This window comes from Bacillota bacterium (genome assembly GCA_029961055.1).
Lineage (GTDB): Bacteria > Bacillota > Sulfobacillia > JAIMAT01 > JAIMAT01 > JAIMAT01.
This window is the reverse complement of record JASBVM010000005.1, coordinates 178,360-197,183: the sequence shown is the minus strand read 5'-3', so window position 1 is coordinate 197,183 and position 18,824 is coordinate 178,360. Positions and strand designations below refer to the sequence as shown.

Annotated in this window: 22 protein-coding genes; all 22 read right to left on the bottom strand. The window is 73.4% G+C overall.

The genetic code is table 11. The features are described 5' to 3' along the window. Window positions 1–59 precede the first annotated feature (59 nt). The 22 genes from rpsB to fliG all read right to left on the bottom strand — a co-directional run bounded on the left by rpsB (window position 60) and on the right by fliG (window position 18,818). Window positions 60–758 carry a 30S ribosomal protein S2 gene (gene rpsB, locus QJR14_02620; protein ID MDI3316516.1) on the bottom strand — a complete coding sequence of 233 codons (699 nt, stop codon included), beginning with the start codon at window positions 756–758 and terminating at the stop codon, window positions 60–62. A gap of 180 nt (window positions 759–938) precedes the next feature. Then, complete coding sequence (locus QJR14_02615; GenBank protein MDI3316515.1) at window positions 939–1,751, bottom strand: FliA/WhiG family RNA polymerase sigma factor; 813 nt, start codon at window positions 1,749–1,751, stop codon at window positions 939–941. 14 nt (window positions 1,752–1,765) lie between these two features. Then, window positions 1,766–2,572 carry a flagellar brake protein gene (locus QJR14_02610; protein ID MDI3316514.1) on the bottom strand — a complete coding sequence of 269 codons (807 nt, stop codon included), beginning with the start codon at window positions 2,570–2,572 and terminating at the stop codon, window positions 1,766–1,768. After that, window positions 2,569–3,414: a P-loop NTPase gene (locus QJR14_02605; protein MDI3316513.1), complete on the bottom strand. Its 846-nt coding sequence runs from the start codon at window positions 3,412–3,414 to the stop codon at window positions 2,569–2,571. Before QJR14_02605 ends, QJR14_02610 begins: the two co-directional genes overlap by 4 nt. After that, window positions 3,411–4,400, bottom strand: a complete 990-nt coding sequence (locus QJR14_02600) for a hypothetical protein (GenBank protein ID MDI3316512.1) — start codon at window positions 4,398–4,400, stop codon at window positions 3,411–3,413. The genes QJR14_02605 and QJR14_02600 overlap by 4 nt, the downstream gene beginning before the upstream one ends. Continuing rightward, complete coding sequence (flhA, locus tag QJR14_02595) at window positions 4,397–6,445, bottom strand: flagellar biosynthesis protein FlhA (protein MDI3316511.1); 2,049 nt, start codon at window positions 6,443–6,445, stop codon at window positions 4,397–4,399. The genes QJR14_02600 and flhA overlap by 4 nt, the downstream gene beginning before the upstream one ends. Next, window positions 6,430–7,554, bottom strand: a complete 1,125-nt coding sequence (locus tag QJR14_02590) for an EscU/YscU/HrcU family type III secretion system export apparatus switch protein (protein MDI3316510.1) — start codon at window positions 7,552–7,554, stop codon at window positions 6,430–6,432. The genes flhA and QJR14_02590 overlap by 16 nt, the downstream gene beginning before the upstream one ends. Continuing rightward, entirely contained in the window at window positions 7,551–8,351 is an 801-nt protein-coding gene (locus QJR14_02585; GenBank protein ID MDI3316509.1) for a flagellar biosynthetic protein FliR, read from the bottom strand. The genes QJR14_02590 and QJR14_02585 overlap by 4 nt, the downstream gene beginning before the upstream one ends. 10 nt (window positions 8,352–8,361) lie before the next feature. Further along, a complete protein-coding gene (gene fliQ / locus QJR14_02580) occupies window positions 8,362–8,631 on the bottom strand; it encodes a flagellar biosynthesis protein FliQ (protein MDI3316508.1) in 270 nt (89 codons plus the stop codon). 21 nt (window positions 8,632–8,652) lie between these two features. After that, window positions 8,653–9,330 (bottom strand): flagellar type III secretion system pore protein FliP, encoded by a 678-nt coding sequence (gene fliP / locus QJR14_02575; GenBank protein MDI3316507.1) that lies wholly within the window; start codon window positions 9,328–9,330, stop codon window positions 8,653–8,655. Then, on the bottom strand, window positions 9,327–9,677 hold the full coding sequence (gene fliO, locus QJR14_02570) for a flagellar biosynthetic protein FliO (GenBank protein MDI3316506.1): 351 nt from the start codon (window positions 9,675–9,677) through the stop codon (window positions 9,327–9,329). The genes fliP and fliO overlap by 4 nt, the downstream gene beginning before the upstream one ends. 12 nt (window positions 9,678–9,689) lie before the next feature. Further along, the gene (gene fliN, locus QJR14_02565; GenBank protein MDI3316505.1) at window positions 9,690–10,700 is read right to left on the bottom strand and encodes a flagellar motor switch protein FliN; all 1,011 of its coding nucleotides are present in this window, start codon (window positions 10,698–10,700) and stop codon (window positions 9,690–9,692) included. Further along, window positions 10,682–11,632 carry a flagellar motor switch protein FliM gene (fliM, locus tag QJR14_02560; GenBank protein ID MDI3316504.1) on the bottom strand — a complete coding sequence of 317 codons (951 nt, stop codon included), beginning with the start codon at window positions 11,630–11,632 and terminating at the stop codon, window positions 10,682–10,684. The genes fliN and fliM overlap by 19 nt, the downstream gene beginning before the upstream one ends. Before the next feature lie 78 nt (window positions 11,633–11,710). Beyond that, entirely contained in the window at window positions 11,711–12,142 is a 432-nt protein-coding gene (locus QJR14_02555; protein ID MDI3316503.1) for a flagellar basal body-associated FliL family protein, read from the bottom strand. After that, a complete protein-coding gene (locus QJR14_02550; GenBank protein MDI3316502.1) occupies window positions 12,139–12,348 on the bottom strand; it encodes a flagellar FlbD family protein in 210 nt (69 codons plus the stop codon). The genes QJR14_02555 and QJR14_02550 overlap by 4 nt, the downstream gene beginning before the upstream one ends. 107 nt (window positions 12,349–12,455) lie before the next feature. Beyond that, window positions 12,456–13,316 carry a flagellar hook-basal body complex protein gene (locus QJR14_02545; GenBank protein ID MDI3316501.1) on the bottom strand — a complete coding sequence of 287 codons (861 nt, stop codon included), beginning with the start codon at window positions 13,314–13,316 and terminating at the stop codon, window positions 12,456–12,458. Beyond that, window positions 13,313–13,642, bottom strand: coding sequence for a flagellar hook capping FlgD N-terminal domain-containing protein (locus QJR14_02540; GenBank protein MDI3316500.1), 330 nt, complete (start codon window positions 13,640–13,642; stop codon window positions 13,313–13,315). The genes QJR14_02545 and QJR14_02540 overlap by 4 nt, the downstream gene beginning before the upstream one ends. Before the next feature lie 55 nt (window positions 13,643–13,697). Then, window positions 13,698–14,441: a flagellar hook-length control protein FliK gene (locus QJR14_02535; protein ID MDI3316499.1), complete on the bottom strand. Its 744-nt coding sequence runs from the start codon at window positions 14,439–14,441 to the stop codon at window positions 13,698–13,700. Window positions 14,442–15,289: 848 nt separating this feature from the next. Beyond that, window positions 15,290–15,751, bottom strand: a complete 462-nt coding sequence (fliJ, locus tag QJR14_02530) for a flagellar export protein FliJ (protein MDI3316498.1) — start codon at window positions 15,749–15,751, stop codon at window positions 15,290–15,292. Beyond that, complete coding sequence (locus QJR14_02525) at window positions 15,748–17,100, bottom strand: FliI/YscN family ATPase (GenBank protein MDI3316497.1); 1,353 nt, start codon at window positions 17,098–17,100, stop codon at window positions 15,748–15,750. Before QJR14_02525 ends, fliJ begins: the two co-directional genes overlap by 4 nt. After that, window positions 17,093–17,824, bottom strand: coding sequence for a FliH/SctL family protein (locus tag QJR14_02520; protein ID MDI3316496.1), 732 nt, complete (start codon window positions 17,822–17,824; stop codon window positions 17,093–17,095). Before QJR14_02520 ends, QJR14_02525 begins: the two co-directional genes overlap by 8 nt. Beyond that, entirely contained in the window at window positions 17,817–18,818 is a 1,002-nt protein-coding gene (fliG, locus tag QJR14_02515) for a flagellar motor switch protein FliG (protein MDI3316495.1), read from the bottom strand. The genes QJR14_02520 and fliG overlap by 8 nt, the downstream gene beginning before the upstream one ends. Window positions 18,819–18,824: the final 6 nt, after the last annotated feature.

Here is an 18,824-nt window from a genome sequence, read left to right as displayed (position 1 = left end):
CTCCCTTGGCCGATGGGCATGGCGAAGGGGCGGCGGACCGCCCCTTCGTCCCCGGGCCCTCAGGCCGAGACTTGAACGCCCTGCTTGCCTTCGAGAACGGCGTCCGCGATCTTGGACGTGATCAGCCGCACCGCCCGGATGGCGTCGTCGTTGCCCGGGATCACCTGGGTGATCTCGTCCGGATCGCAGTTGGTGTCCACGATCGCGACGATGGGGATGCCCAGGCGGCGCGCTTCGCTGACGCAGATCCTCTCCTTGCGCGGGTCGACCACGTAGAGGGCGTCCGGCAGCCGGGACATGCCGCGGATACCGCCCAGATACTTCTCCAGCTTGGCCTTCTCGCGCAGGAGCGAGGCCTGCTCCTTCTTGGGGAGCTGCTCGAGGCCGCCCTCCTCTACCAGCTTGGTCAGCTCCTCCAGCCGCTTGACGCGCGAGCTGATGGTGGCGAAGTTGGTGAGGGTGCCGCCCAGCCAGCGCTGGTTGACGTAGGGCATCCCGCAACGCTCCGCTTCCTCGCGGATCGTCTCCTGCGCCTGCTTCTTGGTGCCCACGAAGAGGACGGTCCCGCCCCGGAAGGCGAGGTCGCGCACCCAGCCGTACGCCTCGTCCAGCATCTTGACCGTCTTCTGCAGGTCGATGATGTAGATGCCGTTCCGTTCGGTGAAGATGTACGGCCGCATCTTGGGGTTCCAGCGGCGCGTCTGATGGCCGAAGTGGACTCCCGCTTCGAGCAGCTGCTTCATCGAGACAACCGACACGAATGTCACCTCCCCGGTTGGCCTCCGCCGCCTCATCCCGTCGACCCACCCGCGCTCGCGGGCACCAGGGGACGGTCGGCAGGCGTGCGTGATGCCGCGGCAGCAAGCCCGCGGCCCGTCGCAGTATATCATCGGCCCTGCAGGGCGGCAACGAAACGGGCGAAGGCCGGCCGCCGGCCGTCAGCCGCCGGAGGCTTGTACACCCATCTTCCCGCGGATGCGCAGGAGCGCGCGCGAATGGAGCTGGGAGATGCGGGAGACGGTGACGCCCAGGAGTCCCGCCACCTCGGTGGCGGTCAACCCCTCGTAGTAGAGAAGGGTGATCACCATCCGCTCCCGCGGCGGCAGCTCCTCGATCGCCCGGCCCAGCTCCTGGATGGTCTCCTTGCGCAGGACGCTCTCCAGAGGGTCGGCGTCCGTCTCCACCTCCGCGGGCGTGCCGGCGCCCAGGCTGTCGGCGCCGATCCCCAGCTCCTCCAGGCTGAGCACGGCGACGCGGTTCAACTCGGTCAACCACTGGCGGACGGTCCGGAGCGGCACGCCCAGGCGCTGGGCCACCTCCGCGTCGCTGGCAGGGCGGCCCGACTCCGCCTCCAGCGAGGCGTAGGCCTCGCGCAGCTGGCGGTCGTGCTGACGGAGCCGGGTCGGCGCCCAATCCAGCGTCCGCAACCCGTCGATCATCGCCCCCTGGATGCGGGGGACCGCGAAGGTCTCGAAGCGGATGCCGCGCGACGGATCGAAGCGGTCGATGGCCTGCAGGAGCCCCGCCAGCCCGTCGCTGACCAGCTCCCGGTGCTCCACCTGGGGCGGGAGGCGGACGGCCATGCGGCCGGCGATGCGCTGGACCAGCGGCAGGTAGGCGAGTACCAGCTTCTCGCGCAGCGCTCCATCGCCGGAGCGGCGGTACGCCTCCCAGAGCCGTCGGAGCTCCTGGTCGTCGCCGCCGCCTGCGGCCGCGGGCGATCCGGATCCACCCGGGCTTCTCGCAACCATCGTCGGCACCTCTTTCAAATGAAGCCTTGGCGGCGGAGCCGCCGCTGGTCGGCGAAGATCCTGCGCATGATCGCCTGCTCCTGGCCGGGGCTCAGCTCCAGGAAGGCGAAGGCCGCCTCCCAGGCGCCCGGCTCCTGCTCCGACGGGGCGGCGCGGACCAGGCGTGCGGCGGCGTCCAGCTCCTTCATCTCGACCTGCCGGCCGCTCCCGCTGCCGGACATCCTCTCCTCCGGCCGCAGGTCGAGGAGGACGCGGTAGGTGTCGCCGGTCACCAGGGGGATCCGCTCCGCGGTCTCGCCCCGCCCGTAGGGGCGGAGGCGGCAGAAGAGGCCGCCCGCGCTGACGTCGAGGGTCTGACCCTGCCAGCGCGGGCCCGTCTCCGGCTTGGGCACGACCCGCAGCCCCTCGGAGGAGAGCCCCATGCGCGTCGCCTGCTGGACCGCGGGGGAGAGCGGGAGCACCGTCACCGGCAGGTGCAGCGGCCAGCGGACCACCGACCTGCGATAGACCGGCTCGGGGGGCTCGAGGCGGACGCGCACCCGCTCGGGGGGCGTCAGGAGGTTGGCCAGCACGCGCGCGTGCGAGGCGTAGAAGCGCCCCTCCGCGGCGAAGCGGACCTCCACCTCCGCCTCCGGCCGCGGGAAGCGGAGGTGGCGGTGGCGGAGCGGCGCCGCCAGCTCCAGCACCTCCCCCTCCGCGCCCAACACCACCGAGGGGAAGACCTCGAGGCCCTCGGAGTCCGGGTCGCCGCCCGAGAGCTGGGATTCGCGGATGGCCATCTCCACTCGTTCGCCCAGGCGCGGGTAGCGGATCGGCGTCACGGGCGGTCTCCCTCCTTCCACCAGTCGACGGCCAGCCTCGCCAGCGCCTGCGCGGCCGGCGCCGCAGGCCGCAGCCGGACCAGCGGCTGCCCCTGGCGGACGCTCCAGGCCATCTCCTCGTCCTCCGGCACCCAGCCCAGGAAGCGGGGCCGGATCCCGAGCCGCGCCTCCGACAGCGAGGTGAGGGCGTCGCGCACGCGGAAGGCTTCCTGCCGCGAGAAGGCCTGGTTGACGGCCAGCCAGGGCCGGACCTGGGGGCTCAGGCGCGCCGCCGCCTTGAGCACCGCGTAGCCGTCGGTGACCGAGGCCGGGTCGGGGGTGACCACCAGGAGCAGTTCGGGCGCCCAGGCCAGCACCGCCCGGACCAGCGGTCCCAGCCCGGCGCCGTTGTCCAGCAGCAGGAGATCCTCGGCGGCGGCCAGGCGGGCCAGCGTCGACAGGAGCCGGCTCGTTTCGGCGGCGCCCAGCGAGGCGAGCAGCTCCTCCCCCGGCCCCCCCGACAGGAAGCGGACCCCTTCCTCCGAGACCCAGAAGGCCTCCTCGATCTCCGCGCTTCCTGCCAGGACGTCGCCCAGGTGGCGGCGGCTCCGCCCGCCGGCCACCGCCAGCGCGCCGCCCAGGCCCAGGTCCAGGTCGACCAGGAGCGCGCGCTGGCCCGCCTGCGCCAGCGCCACCGCCATGTTGACCGCGAGGCTCGACTTGCCCACGCCGCCCTTGCCGCTGACCACGGCCAGCGTCCGGCCGGGGCGGCGGCGAGGCGCCGGCGGCCGCCGGGCGCCCAGCCGGAGGCGGGCGCGCACCTCCCGCGCCAGGATGGCCAGGGTGGAGACCTGCTCGTTCACGCGCTCACCCCCAGCAGCTCCCGCACCAGCGCTTCCGGCGAGAAGACGGCCAGGTCGTCGGGGACCCGCTGGCCCGAGGCCACGTAACCGACGCGCAGGCCGCTGGCGGCCACGGCGTTGACCACGGTCCCCGGCGCCCGGGTCTCGTCCATCTTGGTGAAGAGGAGGCGGTCGGGCCGCATGGGGCGGTAGGCCTCCAGCACGTAGAGCAGGTCCTCGTGCCGGAGCGTGGCGCTGAGCGTCAGCAGGACCGCGTCCGCCCGGCAGGCGCGGACCAGCTCCTCCAGCCGGCGGAGCGAGCGGCGGTCGGAGGGGCTCCGGCCCGTGGTGTCGATCAGGACCAAGTCGGCCCCGGCCAGGCGGTCCAGCGCGGCCTGGAGCTCCCCCTCGTCCTCCGCCGGCAGGCAGGTGAGGCCGGCGGCCCGGGCGTAGGCGTCCAGCTGTTCGAAGGCGCCGGCCCGGAAGCCGTCCAGGGTGACGATCCCCACCTCCAGCCCGTCGTAGAGCGCCATCTGGCCGGCCAGCTTGGCGATGGTGGTGGTCTTGCCCGCACCGGTGGGGCCGACCAGGACGAGTCGCCGCAGGCCGCCCGCCCGGATGGGATCGGCGGGGCCCAGCAGCTCCAGGAGTCGCCGCCGGACCACGGCCGGAGGCGGCTCGGCGCCCTCCGCCCCCTCCGGATCGGAGAGGCGCGCGGCCAGTTCGGGCAGGAGTCCGCTCCCCTCCAGCCGGTGGCGGAGCGCCTCCCAGTCCCCCTGGTCCCGGGCCGGGGCGCCTTCCGCCGTGGGTTCCTCCCCCGGGGGCGGGGGCAGCGCCACCGTGGCCACCATGGCGCCCCGGCGGCCGCGGAGCCGCTCCCACCAGCGAGCCGGCTCCCGGCGGAGGTCGAGGAGGAGAGCGTCGTCACCGGCCTCGCGCCGGACCTGCGCCAGGAGGGTGGGCACGTCGGCGGCCCGGAAGCGGCGGATGCGAACGGGGGCGCTCATCCGATCTTCACCGTCCCCAGCACGTCGACCGGCACGCCGTCACTCAGCTCGCTGTAGGAGACGACCGGCAGGCGTGGGAGGCTTCGCTCCAGCAGGCGCCGCAGGTGGAAGCGGAGGCCGGCGGCGCAGAGCAGGACCGGCTGGACGCCCTGCTGGACGGCCCGGCCGATCTCCGTCTCCAGCGCCCGTGCCAGCCGGTTGAGCCGCTCGGGGTCGAGGATCAGGGCGCGGCCGTTGCCCTGGCCGCGGATCGACTCGGCCAGCTGCCGCTCGGTGGCGGGGTCGAGCGCGATCGCGCGAAGCCGCCCGTCGGGTCCGAGCAGGCGCTGGGTGATGGAGCGGCCCAGCGCCTGCCGGGCCGCCTCGGTCAGCTCGTCCACCGCCTTGGAGCTGCCGGCCTGGTCGGCCACCGCCTCCAGGATGGTGCCCAGGTCCCGGATCGAGACGCCCTCCCGCAGGAGGTTCTGGAGGACGCGCTGGAGCTCGCCCAGGGTGAGGAGCGAGGGGATCGTCTCCTCCACCAGCGCCGGCGCCGTCTGGTGGAGCGTGTCCAGAAGGCGGCGCGTCTCCTGGCGGGTCAGCAGCTCCCAGGCGTGCTCGCGGACCAGCTCGGTCAGGTGGGTGGCGAGCACGGCGCCCGCCTCCACCACCGTGTAGCCGGAGGCCTCCGCCAGGGCGCGCCGCTCGGGCCGGATCCAGAGGGCGGGCAGGTTGAAGGCGGGATCGCGGGTCGGCTCCCCCTCGATCGCCTCCGCCCCGTCGCCCCGGGGGATGGCGAGCAGGCGATCGACGCGCAGCTCCGCCTCCCCGATCACCTCGCCCTTGAGCAGGATCCGGTAGCGGTTGGGCTCCAGGCTGAGGTTGTCCCGGACCCGCACCAGCGGGAGGACCAGGCCGAGCTCCAGGGCGATCTGCCGCCGGAGCATGGCGATCCGCTCCATCAGCTGGCCACCTTCCTCGGCGCCGAGGGAGAGCAGGCCGTAGCCCAGCTCCACCTCCAGCGGGTCGACGGGCAGCAGGCGGGCGGCCTCGTCCGGGGTCACCCCCAGCGCCGGCTCGGCGGGCGGCGCCACCTCTTCGCGCTCCGCCCGCGCCTGGCGCGTGTGGAGGTAGGCGATCGCGCCCACCACCGCCGCCAGCGTCAGGAAGGGGAGCGCCGGCAGGCCGGGCACCAGCCCGAGGACGGCCAGCGTCGCTGCCGCCACCCAGAGCGCGCGCGGCTGGGAGAGCAGCTGGCCGACCACGTCGTGGCCGAGGTCGGAGTCGCTGGCGGCGCGGGTGACCACGATACCGGTGGCAGTGGAGATGAGCAGCGCCGGCAACTGGGTGACCAGGCCGTCCCCGATGGTCAGGATGGTGTACTGGCGGAGCGCGTCCGGCCAGGGCAGGTGCCTGACCAGGATGCCCAAGGCGAGTCCGCCGACGATGTTGATCGCCAGGATGATCAGGCTGGCGATGGCGTCGCCGCGGACGAACTTGCTCGCGCCGTCCATCGCCCCGTAGAAGTCCGCCTCCCGCTGGATCTGCTCGCGGCGGCGGCGCGCTTCCTTCTGGTCGATGAGCCCGGAGTTGAGGTCGGCGTCGATGGCCATCTGCTTGCCCGGCATGGCATCCAGCGTGAAGCGGGCGGCCACCTCCGCCACCCGCTCGGCTCCGCGGGTGATGACCAGGAACTGGATGATCACCAGGATGAGGAAGACGATGAAGCCGACCAGCGGGTTGCCCCCGGCGACGAACTGGCCGAAGGCCTGGATGACCGCGCCGGCGTCGCCGTAGAGGAGGATCAGGCGCGTCGAGCTGACGTTGAGCGCCAGGCGGAAGAGCGTGGTCAGCAGCAGGAGCGAGGGGAAGGCCGCGAATTCCAGCGGCTCCGTGTCGTACATGCCGACCAGCAGCACCAGCAGCGAGATGGCCAGGTTGGCGGCCAGGAGAACGCTGAGAAGCCCGGGCGGTACCGGGATGACCAGCATGGCCACCACCGCCACCACGCCGGCGGCGGTCACCAGATCGCTCTGTGCCAGCAGCCGTTTCAACGCCGACGCCATGTCGCGGTCCCTCCCCGCTCCAGCTGCCAGACCCAGGCCATCACTTCTGCCACCGCCTTGTAGAGGTGGACGGGGATCGTCTGCCCCACGCGGGTGGAGGCGTAGAGCGCCCGCGCCAGCGGCGGGTCCTCCACGATGGGTACCTGCCGGCGCCAGGCCTCGGCGCGGATCCGGAGCGCCAGCTCGTCGGCGCCGCGGGCGACCACCTGGGGCGCCTCCATCCGCTCCGGCTCGTAGGCCAGCGCCACCGCGAAGTGGGTGGGGTTGGCCACCACCACCCGCGCCCGCCGGACCGCCTCGATCATCCGCGCCGCCGCCATCTGCGCCTGCAGGCGGCGGATGCGGCGCTTCACCTCGGGGTTGCCCTCCGTCTCGCGCAGCTCGCGCTGGAGCTCGTACGGCGTCATGCGCAGCCGCTTCTCGGTGGACCAGAACTGGTAGGCGTAGTCGCCCGCCGCCACCACCAGCCAGGCCAGCCCGACCTCCAGGAAGAGCCGGGCGACGCCCTGATAGAGCCACTGGAGGACCCCTGCCAGCGGCGCGCCCAGGAGACCCGGAGCCGCCTCGACCGCCGTCCGGACCGCGCCGTAGGTGAGGCCCGCGATCAGCCCCAGCTTGAGCAGCGCCTTGAGCAGCTCCACCAGCGCCTGGAGCGAGAAGAGGCGCTGGAGGCCGGCCAGCGGGTTGATCCGCGAGAGCTTGGGCACGAGCCCCGAACCCGTCAGCGCGAAGCGGCTCTGGGCGAGGCCGGAGGCCACGCTGACGGCGACCGTCGCCACCAGGAAGGGAGCCACCGCCATCGCTCCCGCCTGCAGTCCCCGGAGCAGAAGCCCCTGCGCCTCCGGCAGCCCCAGCTCGCCCACCCGCGGACCGCGCGCCAGCCAGCCCTCCCAGGTCCCGGCGAGGAAGCTGGTCAGCCGGTCCTGCGCGGCCCGCCCGGCCGTGACCAGCAAGGCCGTGCCGCCCAGGAGGAGGAGCGCCCCCGTCAGCTCGGCGCTGCGCGGGAACTGCCCCTCACGGCGGGCGCGCTCGCGCTTTCGGGGCGTGGGCGGCTCGGTCCGGTCGCCTGCCTCTTCCTCGGCGAAGAGCTGGAGGTCGAACCGCCTCAGGGCAGGCGAAGCCAGGCGGCCAGCACCTCCTCCACCTTGGGCGCCAGCGTCTGGAGCACCAGCGGAAAGGCGGGCACGAGCGCCGCCAGCAGGAAGAGGCCCACCAGCGCCAGCGCCGGGAGCTGGGAGAGGAGGACGTTCACCTGCGGCACCGCCCGGGCCACCAGGCCGAAGGCGGCGTTGACCAGCAGGAGCGCCGCCAGGAGCGGGGCCGCCAGCTCCAGCGCGGTGTAGAAGCTCCAGCTGACCGCCTGCAGGAAGAGCTCGCTCCACGCCGGCGTCCAGTGGAGACCGCCGGGCGGGATGTGGCGGAAGCTCTGGACCAGCGCCGCGATCAGGACATGGTGCCCGTCGGCCAGAAGCCAGAGCCAGAGCAGGAGCAGCCAGAGGAGCGTGCTGACCAGCGGCACCGGTTGCGCGAAGGCGGGGTCCAGCAGCTGCGCCAGCGAGAACTCCATTTGGACGCCGAGCAGCTCGCCCACCACCTGGACGGCGCTGAGGATGGTCATGGCCAGGAGCCCGATGGTCAGGCCCACGGCCAGGTCGCCCAGCAGCGCCCCGGCGTAGGCCAGTCCCGAACTCCACAGCGTCACACGGGCCGAGCCGAGGGGAAAGCTGACCAGCAGCGCCAGCGCCATGGCCAGGCCCAGCCGGACCCGCCAGCCCACCGCGGCGTGGCCGAAGACCGGCGCCGCCAGCAGCATCCCCGTCACCCGGGCGAGCACCAGCCCGAAGAGCGCCAGCCGTCCGGGATCGAACCAGAGCGAGAACGGCCACTCGGAAGCCACCCCTTCCACGCCGGACGCCTCAGCCCACGAACGAGCCCAAGTGGCCCAGGATGCCACCGGCGAAGTCGACCAGCTGCCGGAGCATCCAGGGACCCAGCAGGACCAGCGCCAGCAGGACGACCACCATCTTGGGGACGAAGGTGAGCGTCTGCTCGTTGATCTGGGTGGTCGCCTGAAAGAGGCTGACGGCAAAGCCCACCGCCAGGCTGAGTCCCAGGAGCGGCGCCGAGACCAAGAGGGTCAACCAGATCGCTTGGCGGAAGACCTCCAACGCCCCGCTCTCCGTCATCGCCACACCCCCGCGCGGCGCTCAGTGGTAGCTGGCGATCAACGACTGGGCCAAGAGGTGCCAGCCGTCCACCAGCACAAAGAGCAAAATTTTGAAAGGAAGCGAGATCAGCATCGGCGGCAGCATGAACATCCCCATGGACATCAGGGTGGAGGCGACCACCAGGTCGATCACCAGAAAGGGCAGGTAGAGCACGAAGCCCATCTCGAAGGCGCTCTTCAGCTCGGAGATGACGAAGGCCGGGATCAGGTCGCGCAGCGGCGCCTCCTGCGGCGTCTTCGGCTTGGGGCCGGTACTGTCCATGGAGACGAAGAGCTCGAGGTCGGACTGCCGCGTCTCCCTCAGCATGAAGGCGCGCAGCGGGGCCTCCGCCCGCTGGAGCGCGGCCTGCTGGCTGATCTGTCCGGCCTGGTAGGGCACCCAGGCCTGCCGGTAGACCTGGTCGTAGACCGGCGCCATGGTGAAGAGGGTCAGGAAGAGCGCCAACCCCACCAGGACCTGGTTGGGCGGCGTCTGCCCGGTGGCCAGCGCGTTCCGGACGAAGGAGAGGACGACCACGATCCGGGTGAACGAGGTGGTCATCACCAGGGCCGCCGGCGCCAGCGCCAGGAGCGTGAGCCATCCGAGGATCTGGAGCGTGGTGGCCACCTGCTGCGGGTTCTCGGCACCGCCGAGCGTCACCTGGAGCGACGGGATCATGGCTCCACCCGCCTCCTCCCCAACCGCTCCGCCAGGAAGTCCCTGAAACGCGCCCCCTCGGGGCCACCCTTCCCCGGCGGGTCGAGCCGCTCCAGCAGCCTGGGATCGCTCACCCGCTCCAGGAGCGTCACCTGGTGGTCGGTCACGCCCAGGAGGAGGAGCTCGTCCCCCAGGCGGACCAGCGTCACGCCGCGCCGCGGCCCCAGCGCCAGCTGGCCGACCACGCGCATCGGCCCGCCCGCGCCCGTCGCATAGCGGCCGACGCCCGTGGCCACGAAGTAGGCGAGGCCGAGGACGGCCAGAAAGGTCACCAGCCCCAGCAGGACCCGCAGCACCTCAGCCCACACCCGTCGCCCCTCCTAACCGAGCTGGCGCAGCCGGTCGGCCGGGCTGAGGATGTCCGTCACCCGGATGCCGAAGTTGTCGTCGACCACGACCACCTCGCCGTGCGCCACCAGCTTGCCGTTGACCAGGATGTCGACCGGCTCGCCGGCGGCCCGGTCCAGCTCCACGACCGAACCCGCCCCCAGCGCCAGGACCTCGCGCACCGACTTGGTGGCCCGCCCCAGCTCCACGCTGATCTCGAGGGGCACGTCGTAGAGGAGCTCCAGTCCCGCCGCCTCCTGGGCGGTCCGGGGCGCGCCCAGCTGCTGCCAGACATGCGACGTCGAGGCGCCCGCGGTCCCGGCTTGCTTCCGCGGGGCCGGGGGCGCCGGCTCGGCCGCGGGCTCCCGGGCCGCGGGCTCCCGGACCGCGGGTACCTGTGCCGCCGGCGCCTCCACCGGCCGGGCCGCCGCTGCAGCCTCCTCGGGGCCGGAGCCGCCGGCGGAGGCGGGCCGCGTGGCCGTCTCCACGATGTTCCGGAAGCTGCCCAGCGGGGCCACCAGGCCCGCCTCCCTGCCCTGCCCGCCTCCCAGCCAGCGGAAGACGAAACCGACCGGCTCGGCAGGAAGCGGTCCCCCCGGCGCCCACCCCTCGCCCGGGCGGAGCTCGACGCTCCGGCTGAGAACGCCCGCCAGCGCCTCCGCCAGCCTCCGCGACCAGGCGTCGAAGAGCGGCTCGGCCGGCTCCACGCCGTTCCCCAGCCAGAGGATCGCCTCCCAGCCGGCCTGGCCGCCGACCGACACGTTCACCCGCCGGCCCCGGGCCGCCGAGGCGGCCTGGCTGGGCGGCGCCGCCTCCCCGTCCACCTCCGCACCCGCGTCCAGGAGCCCGGGCGCCGCGTCGTGCAGCGCTTCCTCCAGCGAACGGGCGAAGAGGTCGGCCAGCGCCTCCGCCGCCTCGCCGGGCAGGCCGGGCGTCCTCTCCTCCTGCTCCAGGCTCCGCCTGAGGGCGTCGATCTCTTCCTGGCTCAAGAGCGAGTCGTCCATGCGCTCTCACCGTCCTCTTCCGGAAGGCGCGCCACGATCTCCACCGCCAGGTGGTGTCCCACCTGGCCGGGACGCGCCACGAACTTGGGCCGTCCTGCCACCGTCACCTGAAGCGGCGCACCCACCCGCTGGTCGAGCAGGATCACGTCCCCCACCTCCAGCTGGATGAAGTCGCGCAGCTTCAGGTGGGCGTGGCCCAGCAGGGCGGTCATCTCGACCGGGACGCGGCGGAGCACGCTCCGCATCTCTTCCTGCCGGTGAACCAGGCTCTCGCCCTCTCGCGTCAGCCAGCGCTCGGCGGAGAGCGCCGGCATGAGCGGCGCGACGCTGGTGTACGGGAGGCCGATGCGGAGGAAGCCCTCCAGCCGCCCGAGGCGAAGGCCGACCAGGAGGCGGACGGCCATGTCGCCCGGCGGCGCCACCTGGGCAAGGAGCGGGTTCGACTCCAGCGCGGCCAGCGACGCGTGGATCGGCGTCACCGACTCCCAGGCTTCCTGCCAGCTCTGGACCAGATCGCGGAAGAGCCGCAGGAGCAGCGCCTGTTCGATCTCGGTGATGGTGCGGACGCGATAGCTCTCCTCGCCGGCCCCGCCCAGCAGGCGGTCGATGAGGCCGAAGGCGACCTGCGGGTCGAGGCTCATCACCGCCTCGCCCCGCCACTCCTCCGCCCCGACGACGCCGATGATGGCGGGCTCCACGATCTCGCCCAGGAACTGCTCGAAGCTGACCATCTCCGCCAGGACGGCCACCGCCTGGGCGCTCCCCCGCAGCCGGGTGGAGAGATAGGTGGTGACCGCGCGGGCGAAGTTCTCGTTGATCATGGCCAGCGTCCGGAGCTGGTCCTTGGAGAGCTTGTCCGGCCTACGAAAGTCGTAGGCCCGTACCCGGAGGGTGCCGCCCGCCCCACCCCCTCGACCGCTCGTCCCGATCACCGACCGTTCCTCCCGTCTGCACCCGCCGGGCGGACCGCCGCCCGGCGCTCACCAAGCCTGACTCCGGCTCACTCCAGCTCACTGCACGACGAAATTGGTGAAGTAGACGCCACGCACCACCACGTTGGGGACGGCCCTGGCCACCTCGCTCTCGATCCGGGCCCGGACCGCGTCCATCCCCTGCGAGCCGGCCAACTCCTTGGCCGTGCTGCCGCGGAGGACGCGGAGGATGGCGTCGCGTACGCTGGGCTGGGCGCTCTTCACCTGGTCGGCCTGCGCCTGGCTGGCCACCTCCAGCACCACGTCCACCTGGATCAGGCGGGGCGGGTCGACGTCGGCCAGGTTGGTGGTGAGCGTCCCCACGTCCACCGCCACCGGCGGGGCCGACTGGGCTGCGGGCTTCGACCCCTGGCCCGGAAGGGCGCAGGCGCCCGAACTCAGGACCAGAAGGAGCACGAGGAGCCCCAGCGCCCAGCCCCTGGAGGCCGGGAGCCGCCCGTCCCCGCTCATGAGGACACCCCCCGCCGGCGCGGCCCGGAGGCCATCTTCCTCCGATAACTCACCACGCGCCGGATCACCTCGTCCGGAGTCTCCGCCACGATCCAGCGGTGGCCGTTGGAGAGCGTGATCACCGTGTCGGGCGTCGACTCGATGGTCTCGATCATATCGGCGTTGATCACCAGCCGGTCACCGTTCAAGCGGGTGAGCCAGATCAAGGCTCATCCCCTTCCTCTCGTCGGGTCGGTCCGGCCCCGACCCCTCCGCGGCCGGCGCGGCCGGATCCGGACCGGGTCCGGGCCCGGGCCCGGCGCCCCGGCGCCCATCACTGCTTCAGGTTGGTGAGCACCTGGAGCATCTGGTCGGCCGTGGTGATCACCTTGGCGTTGGCCTCGAAGCCGCGCTGGGTGGTGATCATGCTGGTGAACTCCTGCGCCAGGTCGACGTTGGACATCTCGAGCGAGTTGCTGCTCACGGTGCCGGCTAGCGTCCCGGTGCCGCCGGGCCCGTAGGTCGGAGCCCCGGAGTTGAGAGAGCCCTGGTACTGTCCACCGCCGAGCTCGTCCAAGCCGCTCGGATTGGAGAACGTTGCGAGGGCTATCTGGGCGATGAATTGCGGCACCCCCGCGGGGGTGATGCCATTGATCGTTCCGTCGCTTGCGATGCTGAAGTCGACGAATTGGCCGGTCTGCGTGCCCAGAGGAATGTGGATTGGACCTCCGATCTGGTTCCCGTTCTGCGCATTGAGAGCCAGCACATACTTGCCGGTCAGGGCGTCGACGAGGTACCCGTTCGAGTCCAGCTTGAAGTCGCCCAGCCGCGTGTACGTGATGTTGGTGGGAGTGCCCGTCGGGGGATTGCCGGGTACGTCGCCCAGTACGAAGAATCCGTCTCCCTGGATGGCCAGGTCCGTGGGCACCCCGGTCGACTGGAGCGCGCCCTGCGTCATCAGCTTGTCGATGCTCGCCAGGCGGACGCCCAGCCCCACCTGCTGCGAGTTGATGCCGCCCACGCCGCCCTGCGGCGCGGCGGCGCCGGCCAGCATCTGGTAGAACATGTCCGCGAAGATGCTCCGCGAGGCCTTGAAGGCCGGCGTGTTGACGTTGGCGATGTTGTTGCCGATCACGTCCATGGCCGTCTGGTTGGCCCGGAGCCCCGAGACCGCCGAGTACATGGAACGCATCATGGCTGGCTACCCCCCTGTGCCGCCGTGCCCGAGCCGCCCTGCTGCTGGGCGGCTGCGATCTGGTCGAGCTTCTGCCGGATCTGCTCCAGCTCGCTCAGCATGCTGAACTGCGCCAGCTGGGTCACCCACTGCGTCCCGTCCATGGGCTGGAGCGGGTTCTGGTACTGGAGCTGGGCCACGAGCAGCTGCAGAAAGCTCTGCTGCAGCTGGACCGCGGCCAGCGGATCGGCGGTTGCCGAACCCGGTGCGGAGCTCGTTCCAGCGGTGCCCGGTGCCGTGCCCGTCGCCGTGGCGGCACCCGTGGTGCCCACTCCGCTCACGTCCATCCCGATTCGCCTCCTTCCTGAGATCGCCCTCGCCTCAGCCGCGTCGCCGCCGGCCTCAGAGCAGCAGATCGACTCCGGTCCCGCGCCAGCGGGCGCGCCGCAGCTCCGGCGGGGCCAGACCCGACTCACCCGCTGCGTTCCCGGGCCAGCCCAGGCCCGGGTCCGGCTGGCGGGCCCCGGGCCCGTGGCCGGCCGGCCCGCCGGCGGCGCCGCCGCCCGGTCCTCCTCCGCCGGCAAGGCCTGCGCCCCATGCCAGGTCAGGCGCGTGACCGGCCGGGCCGAAACCGCTCACGGTCACCCCGCCAAGAGGCACCCCCTGCCGGCCCAGCCCTTCCTGAAGCGAGGGCAGCGCCTGCATCAGCAGGTCATGGGCCGCCAGGCGCGAGGTCTCCAGGCGGATCTCCACCTGGCCGCCGCTGTCCAGCCGGAGCCACGCGGAGAGATCGCCCACGCGCTGCCCGCTGACGTGGACCTGCGCCTCTCGCGCGCCCACGTGCAGCTGCGCCGCCTCCGGCGGGAGCTGCATGCCAGCGCCGGCCGCCCCCCCGTCCGGCCCGGCGACGTGCGGGTGGGTCTGGAGCGGCACCGTCTGCGCCGGCCCGGGAGAAGCGTTCGCCATCACCGAGGGCGCAGGGGCTGCCTGCCAGCCGACGCCGGTGGCCGCGTTGGCGCCATCGGCGCTGGCTGCCGCACCCGCGGTGCCGGTCTCCGCCCCGGACCGCGGCTTCCGGGCGGCCGGCGCCGGGCCGTCGTCCGCCACGGAGGCGGCAGCGGCCGGAGACGTCTCCCCGACGGCCATCCGCGTACGCCCCCAGGCTGCCGAGTCGCTCCCCTGGCCCGCCGCGGCCGGCCCCGGCGCAGTGCCCGGCCCCGCTGCGGCAGGTGCCCCCGCCGGGATGTCTGCAGGCGGCTCGGCTGCACCGGTGGCCGTGTCGGGCGCCGTCGGCTGGCCCCCCTGCTCCGGGAGGGCACGGGCTGCCCCACCGGCACCGGCGCCGGCGCCCTTCTTCTCAGGGCCCTGCGGCTGGACGATCGGTACCGCCGCGGCCTGCCCGCCCACCGCAAGTTCCGGCGCTGAAGGCGCAGCAGGCCCCAAGCCCACTCCGCCGGTCGCAGAGGCAGGGGGTTGCGGCGCAGGGGTGGGGATCCCGCCCTGCGGGGAGGTGATGGCGAGGGGGGCGGACTCCACACGGGCCGCCTCGCCGGCGGCCGGCTCCGGCGCCCCGGCGACCGGGGACTCCGCCTCGCCGGCAGGCACCGCGGGTGCCTCCGCGGTGGTCTGCGGATCGGCTGCCCGCAGGTCGGCAGCCGACGGAACAGCGGGAGCGCCGGCTCCCGCCGCCGGCCGCGCCGGGCTCTCCGGGGGATCCACCTGGCCCGGCCCCGGGAGCCCGGCCAGGGCGCCTGCCAGGGCGGTCACCAGGAGCTGGGCCGGGTCGCCATCTGGAGCGCTGCGGGGCCGCCCCACTGCCGCGTCGCGGCGGTCCAGCGCCGTCCCCAGGAGGGCGGCGAAGGAGGCAGCCCCTGCCCCCGTGCCCGTGCCCGTTCCCGGCCCCGGCCCGGTCACCGGCGTCGAACTCCCCGCCGCAGGGGCAGGGTCTGTGCCGTTGCCAGCCGGTGGGATGGAAGCCCCGTCCAGGGGTGCGATCATGCGGGCTCGCCCCCTTCCTGTCGCTGGCGGAGCCAGCGGAGCCGAGCCAGCTCGTCCAGCTCGCGCTGCTCCTGCCGGTCTGCCTCGATGCGCCAGGCAAGGAAGCGCCGCCGGCGGAGCCGCTCCAGGCTCCGCTCCGCGGTCCGCGCCGAGGCCAGCTGGACGCGCGCCTGCTCCACCCGGGCCGAAGCCTGCTCCTGCTGGATGTGGGCCTCCGCCAGCAGGCGTTCCAGCTCGTCGAGCCAGGCGGCGCGCTGCCGCCAGAGGCCCGACGGGGCGCCGCCCCGCTCCCGGAGCCAGCGTCGCCGCGCGGCGGCGCGCGCCGACTCCAGGAAGCGGCACCGGTCCTCCGCCTCCCTCTCCGCAGCCAGCGCCAGGCCGAGCGCCATCTCGGCGGCGCGGCGCTCCTGGCGCCGCAGATCGAGCAGCCGCTCCAGGCGGAAGCGAAACCGGCTCATCCCGGCACCCCCTGGAAGAGCTCCTCCAGCTGGCGGAGCGTGCTCTCCATCTCCACCCGGCTCTCCTGCCCCTGCACGGCGAAGGCGTTCATGGCGTCGATGCGCGCCAGCGCGTCGTCGATCTCACGGCTCGAACCGGGCCGGTAGGCGCCGACCTGGATCAGGTCCTCCGCCTCGCGGTAGACGGAGAGGAGGCGGCGGTAAGTCTGGGCCAGGGCCTGATGCCCCGGCGAGGTGACCTGGGGCATCAGGCGGCTGACGCTCTCCAGCAGGTCGACGGCCGGGTAGTGACCCCGCGAGGCCAGGCGCCGGCTGAGGACGATGTGGCCGTCGAGGATGCCGCGGACCGCGTCGGCAATGGGCTCGTTCATGTCGTCGCCCTCGACCAGCACCGTGTAGAAGCCGGTGATGCTGCCGCTCGCCGTCTTGCCCGCCCGCTCCAGCAGAAGGGGAAGCGCGGCGAAGACCGAGGGGGGATACCCCTTGGAGGCCGGCGGCTCGCCCGTGGCCAGGCCCGCCTCCCGGGCGGCCATGGCGAAGCGGGTGACCGAGTCCATCAGGAGGAGGACGTTCATCCCCCGGTCCCGGTAGAACTCGGCGATGGCCGTGGCCGTATGGGCGGCCTTCATGCGGACCACGGGCGGCTGGTCCGACGTGGCCACCACGACCACGGAGCGCGCCAGCCCGTCGGCGCCCAGGTCGCGCCCCAGGAAGTCCCCCACCTCGCGGCCCCGCTCGCCCACCAGGGCGATGACGTTGACGTCGGCGTCGGTGCCGCGCGCCATCATGCCGAGGAGCGTGCTCTTGCCCACCCCCGAGCCGGCGAAGAGGCCGACGCGCTGCCCGCGCCCGATGGTGAGGAGCCCGTCGATCACGCGGACGCCCACCGAGAGCGGCTCATCGATGGGCCTCCGCTCGAAGGGTCGCGGCGGCTCGGCCAGGACGGGCCGGCGCTCCTCCACCCGCCATCCGCCTCCCCCGTCCATGGGTTGGCCCAGCGCGTCCAGCACCCGCCCCAGCATCTCCTCGCCCAGGCCGATCTCCAGCCGCCGCCCCAGCGCCTCCACCCGGGCGCCAGGCCGAATCCCCTGCAGCGCCCCCAGGGGCATGAGGAGCGTGCGTCCCTCGCGGAAGCCGACCACCTCCGCCAGCGCCTCCCCCCCGCCTTCCTCCACCCGGCAGAGCTCGCCCACCTCGCTGAGGGGACCTTCCGCCTCCACCAGGAGGCCCACCACCTGGCGGACCCGCCCCTGGCGTGCCAGGAGCCGGCTCCGCCGGACCGCCCGGCTGGCCGCCGCCCAGTGGAGCTCCGGCGCCTGCGGGAACTTGGCCAGCCGGGCCTCAGCCATGGCGGAGCGCCTCCTCGATCCGCCGCCGCAGGGCGGCGATCTCCCGGAGAAGCGTGGCGTCGAAGTCGCCCGCCTCGGTCTCCACCCGGAGGTCGCCGGGGTCCAGCTGCCCGTCCTCGGTGACGCTCAGCTCCACCCCCGGGAAGGCACTGCCCAGCGCCTCGAGGCTGGCCTCCAGGATGGCGCGGTCGCTCCGGCTGGCCAGGATGCGCGCGCGGGAGCGGGGACCCGCCTCGGCCAGGATCCCGCGCACCCGCTCCACCAGCGCCTCCGGCTCGGCCCGGAGCTGCCGGCGCAGGAGGCGGCTGCCCACCTCCACCGCCAGCGCGGCCACCGCGGCCGGGATCGCCTCCAGCTTCGCCTCCGCTTCCGCCTCGGCGCGGGCGAGCACGTCCTCGGCCGCCGCCGCCAGCTCGGCCGCCCGTTCGGCGGCGTCGCCCATCGCCGCCTGGTAGCCCTCCTCGTAACCCTGCCGGCGGCCCTCCTCCAGGCCGGCTGCCCGTCCCTCGTCGAGGCCGCGGCGGAAACCGTCGGCGTACCCCTCCGCCGCGGCGCGCCGGCGCTCCTCGGCCAGTTCGGCCGCGCGCTCCGCCTCTTCCTCCCGGGCGACCGCGGAAGGTGGCTCCGGATCCGGCGGCGTCCGGCGCTCGGGGGGCAGATCCTCCCAGAGGGCGGTGGTCGCCCTCCCTTCCGCCGCTCCTCCGCCCTTCAGCAGCCTAGACAAGGATCTCGTCCTTCCCTCCGCGGCTGATCACGATCTCGCCCGCGTCCTCCAGACGGCGGATGGCGGAGACGATCCGCTGCTGGGCCTCCTCCACCTCGCGCAGGCGGACCGGGCCGAGGTAGTCCATGTTCTCCTGGAGCAGCTGGCCGGCCCGCTGGGAGAGGTTGCGGAGGATCTTCGCCTTCACCTCGTCGCTGGCGCCGCGCAGGGCCAGCGGCAGGTCGGTGTTCAGGTCCACCTCCCGCAGCGCCCGCTGGAGCGAGCGATCGTCCAGGAAGACGAGGTCCTCGAAGACGAACATGCGCTGGCGGATCTCCTCCATCAGCTCGGGGTCGGTGGTGCCCAGGTTCTCGACAATGCTCCGCTCGGTGCTGCGGTCGACGCGGTTGAGCATCTGGACCACCGCCTGGACGCCCGCGATCTCCGTGGAACCCTGGGTGGTGAGGGAGGCCAGCTTCCTCTCGAGGACGCGCTCCACCTCCTTGACCACGTCGGGCGACGTGCGGCCCATGGTGGCGATGCGACGGACCACGTCGACCTGCATCTCGGGAGGAAGCGCGCTCAGCACCTGGGCGGCCTGTTCCGGCGACATGTACGCCATCACCAGCGCCACCGTCTGGGGATGCTCGCCCTCCAGGAAGTTGAGGAGCTGCGCGGCATCGGCGCGCCGGATGAAGTCGAAGGGGCGGACCTGGAGCGTCGTCGTCAGGCGCTGCAGGATCTCGGCGGTCTTCTGGGGCCCGACCACCTGCTCCAGCAGCTGGCGCGCGGCCGAGATGCCGCCTACGCGGACGAACCCCTGCGCCTCCCCCAGGGTGACGAAGTCCTCGAGCACGCTCTGCTCGGTCTCGGGTTGGACCGTCCCCAGGTTGGCCAGCTCCAGCGTCAACTGTTCGATCTCCTCGTCGCTCAGGTGGCGGAAGAGCCCCTGGGAGGCCTTGGGCCCCAGCGCCTGCAGGAGAATGGCCGCCTTCTGCCGCGATCGCAACGCCACCCTCGT

Bases quoted from the DNA above. Each gene is read 5' to 3' on its own strand.
- QJR14_02615 (MDI3316515.1), bottom strand. From the start codon at position 1,751: ATGGTTGCGAGAAGCCCGGGTGGATCCGGATCGCCCGCGGCCGCAGGC.
- QJR14_02600 (MDI3316512.1), bottom strand. From the start codon at position 4,400: ATGAGCGCCCCCGTTCGCATCCGCCGCTTCCGGGCCGCCGACGTGCCC.
- flhA (MDI3316511.1), bottom strand. From the start codon at position 6,445: ATGGCGTCGGCGTTGAAACGGCTGCTGGCACAGAGCGATCTGGTGACC.
- fliQ (MDI3316508.1), bottom strand. From the start codon at position 8,631: ATGACGGAGAGCGGGGCGTTGGAGGTCTTCCGCCAAGCGATCTGGTTG.
- fliP (MDI3316507.1), bottom strand. From the start codon at position 9,330: ATGATCCCGTCGCTCCAGGTGACGCTCGGCGGTGCCGAGAACCCGCAG.
- fliN (MDI3316505.1), bottom strand. From the start codon at position 10,700: ATGGACGACTCGCTCTTGAGCCAGGAAGAGATCGACGCCCTCAGGCGG.
- QJR14_02555 (MDI3316503.1), bottom strand. From the start codon at position 12,142: ATGAGCGGGGACGGGCGGCTCCCGGCCTCCAGGGGCTGGGCGCTGGGG.
- QJR14_02545 (MDI3316501.1), bottom strand. From the start codon at position 13,316: ATGATGCGTTCCATGTACTCGGCGGTCTCGGGGCTCCGGGCCAACCAG.
- QJR14_02540 (MDI3316500.1), bottom strand. From the start codon at position 13,642: ATGGACGTGAGCGGAGTGGGCACCACGGGTGCCGCCACGGCGACGGGC.
- QJR14_02535 (MDI3316499.1), bottom strand. From the start codon at position 14,441: ATGGCCGTCGGGGAGACGTCTCCGGCCGCTGCCGCCTCCGTGGCGGAC.
- fliJ (MDI3316498.1), bottom strand. From the start codon at position 15,751: ATGAGCCGGTTTCGCTTCCGCCTGGAGCGGCTGCTCGATCTGCGGCGC.
- QJR14_02525 (MDI3316497.1), bottom strand. From the start codon at position 17,100: ATGGCTGAGGCCCGGCTGGCCAAGTTCCCGCAGGCGCCGGAGCTCCAC.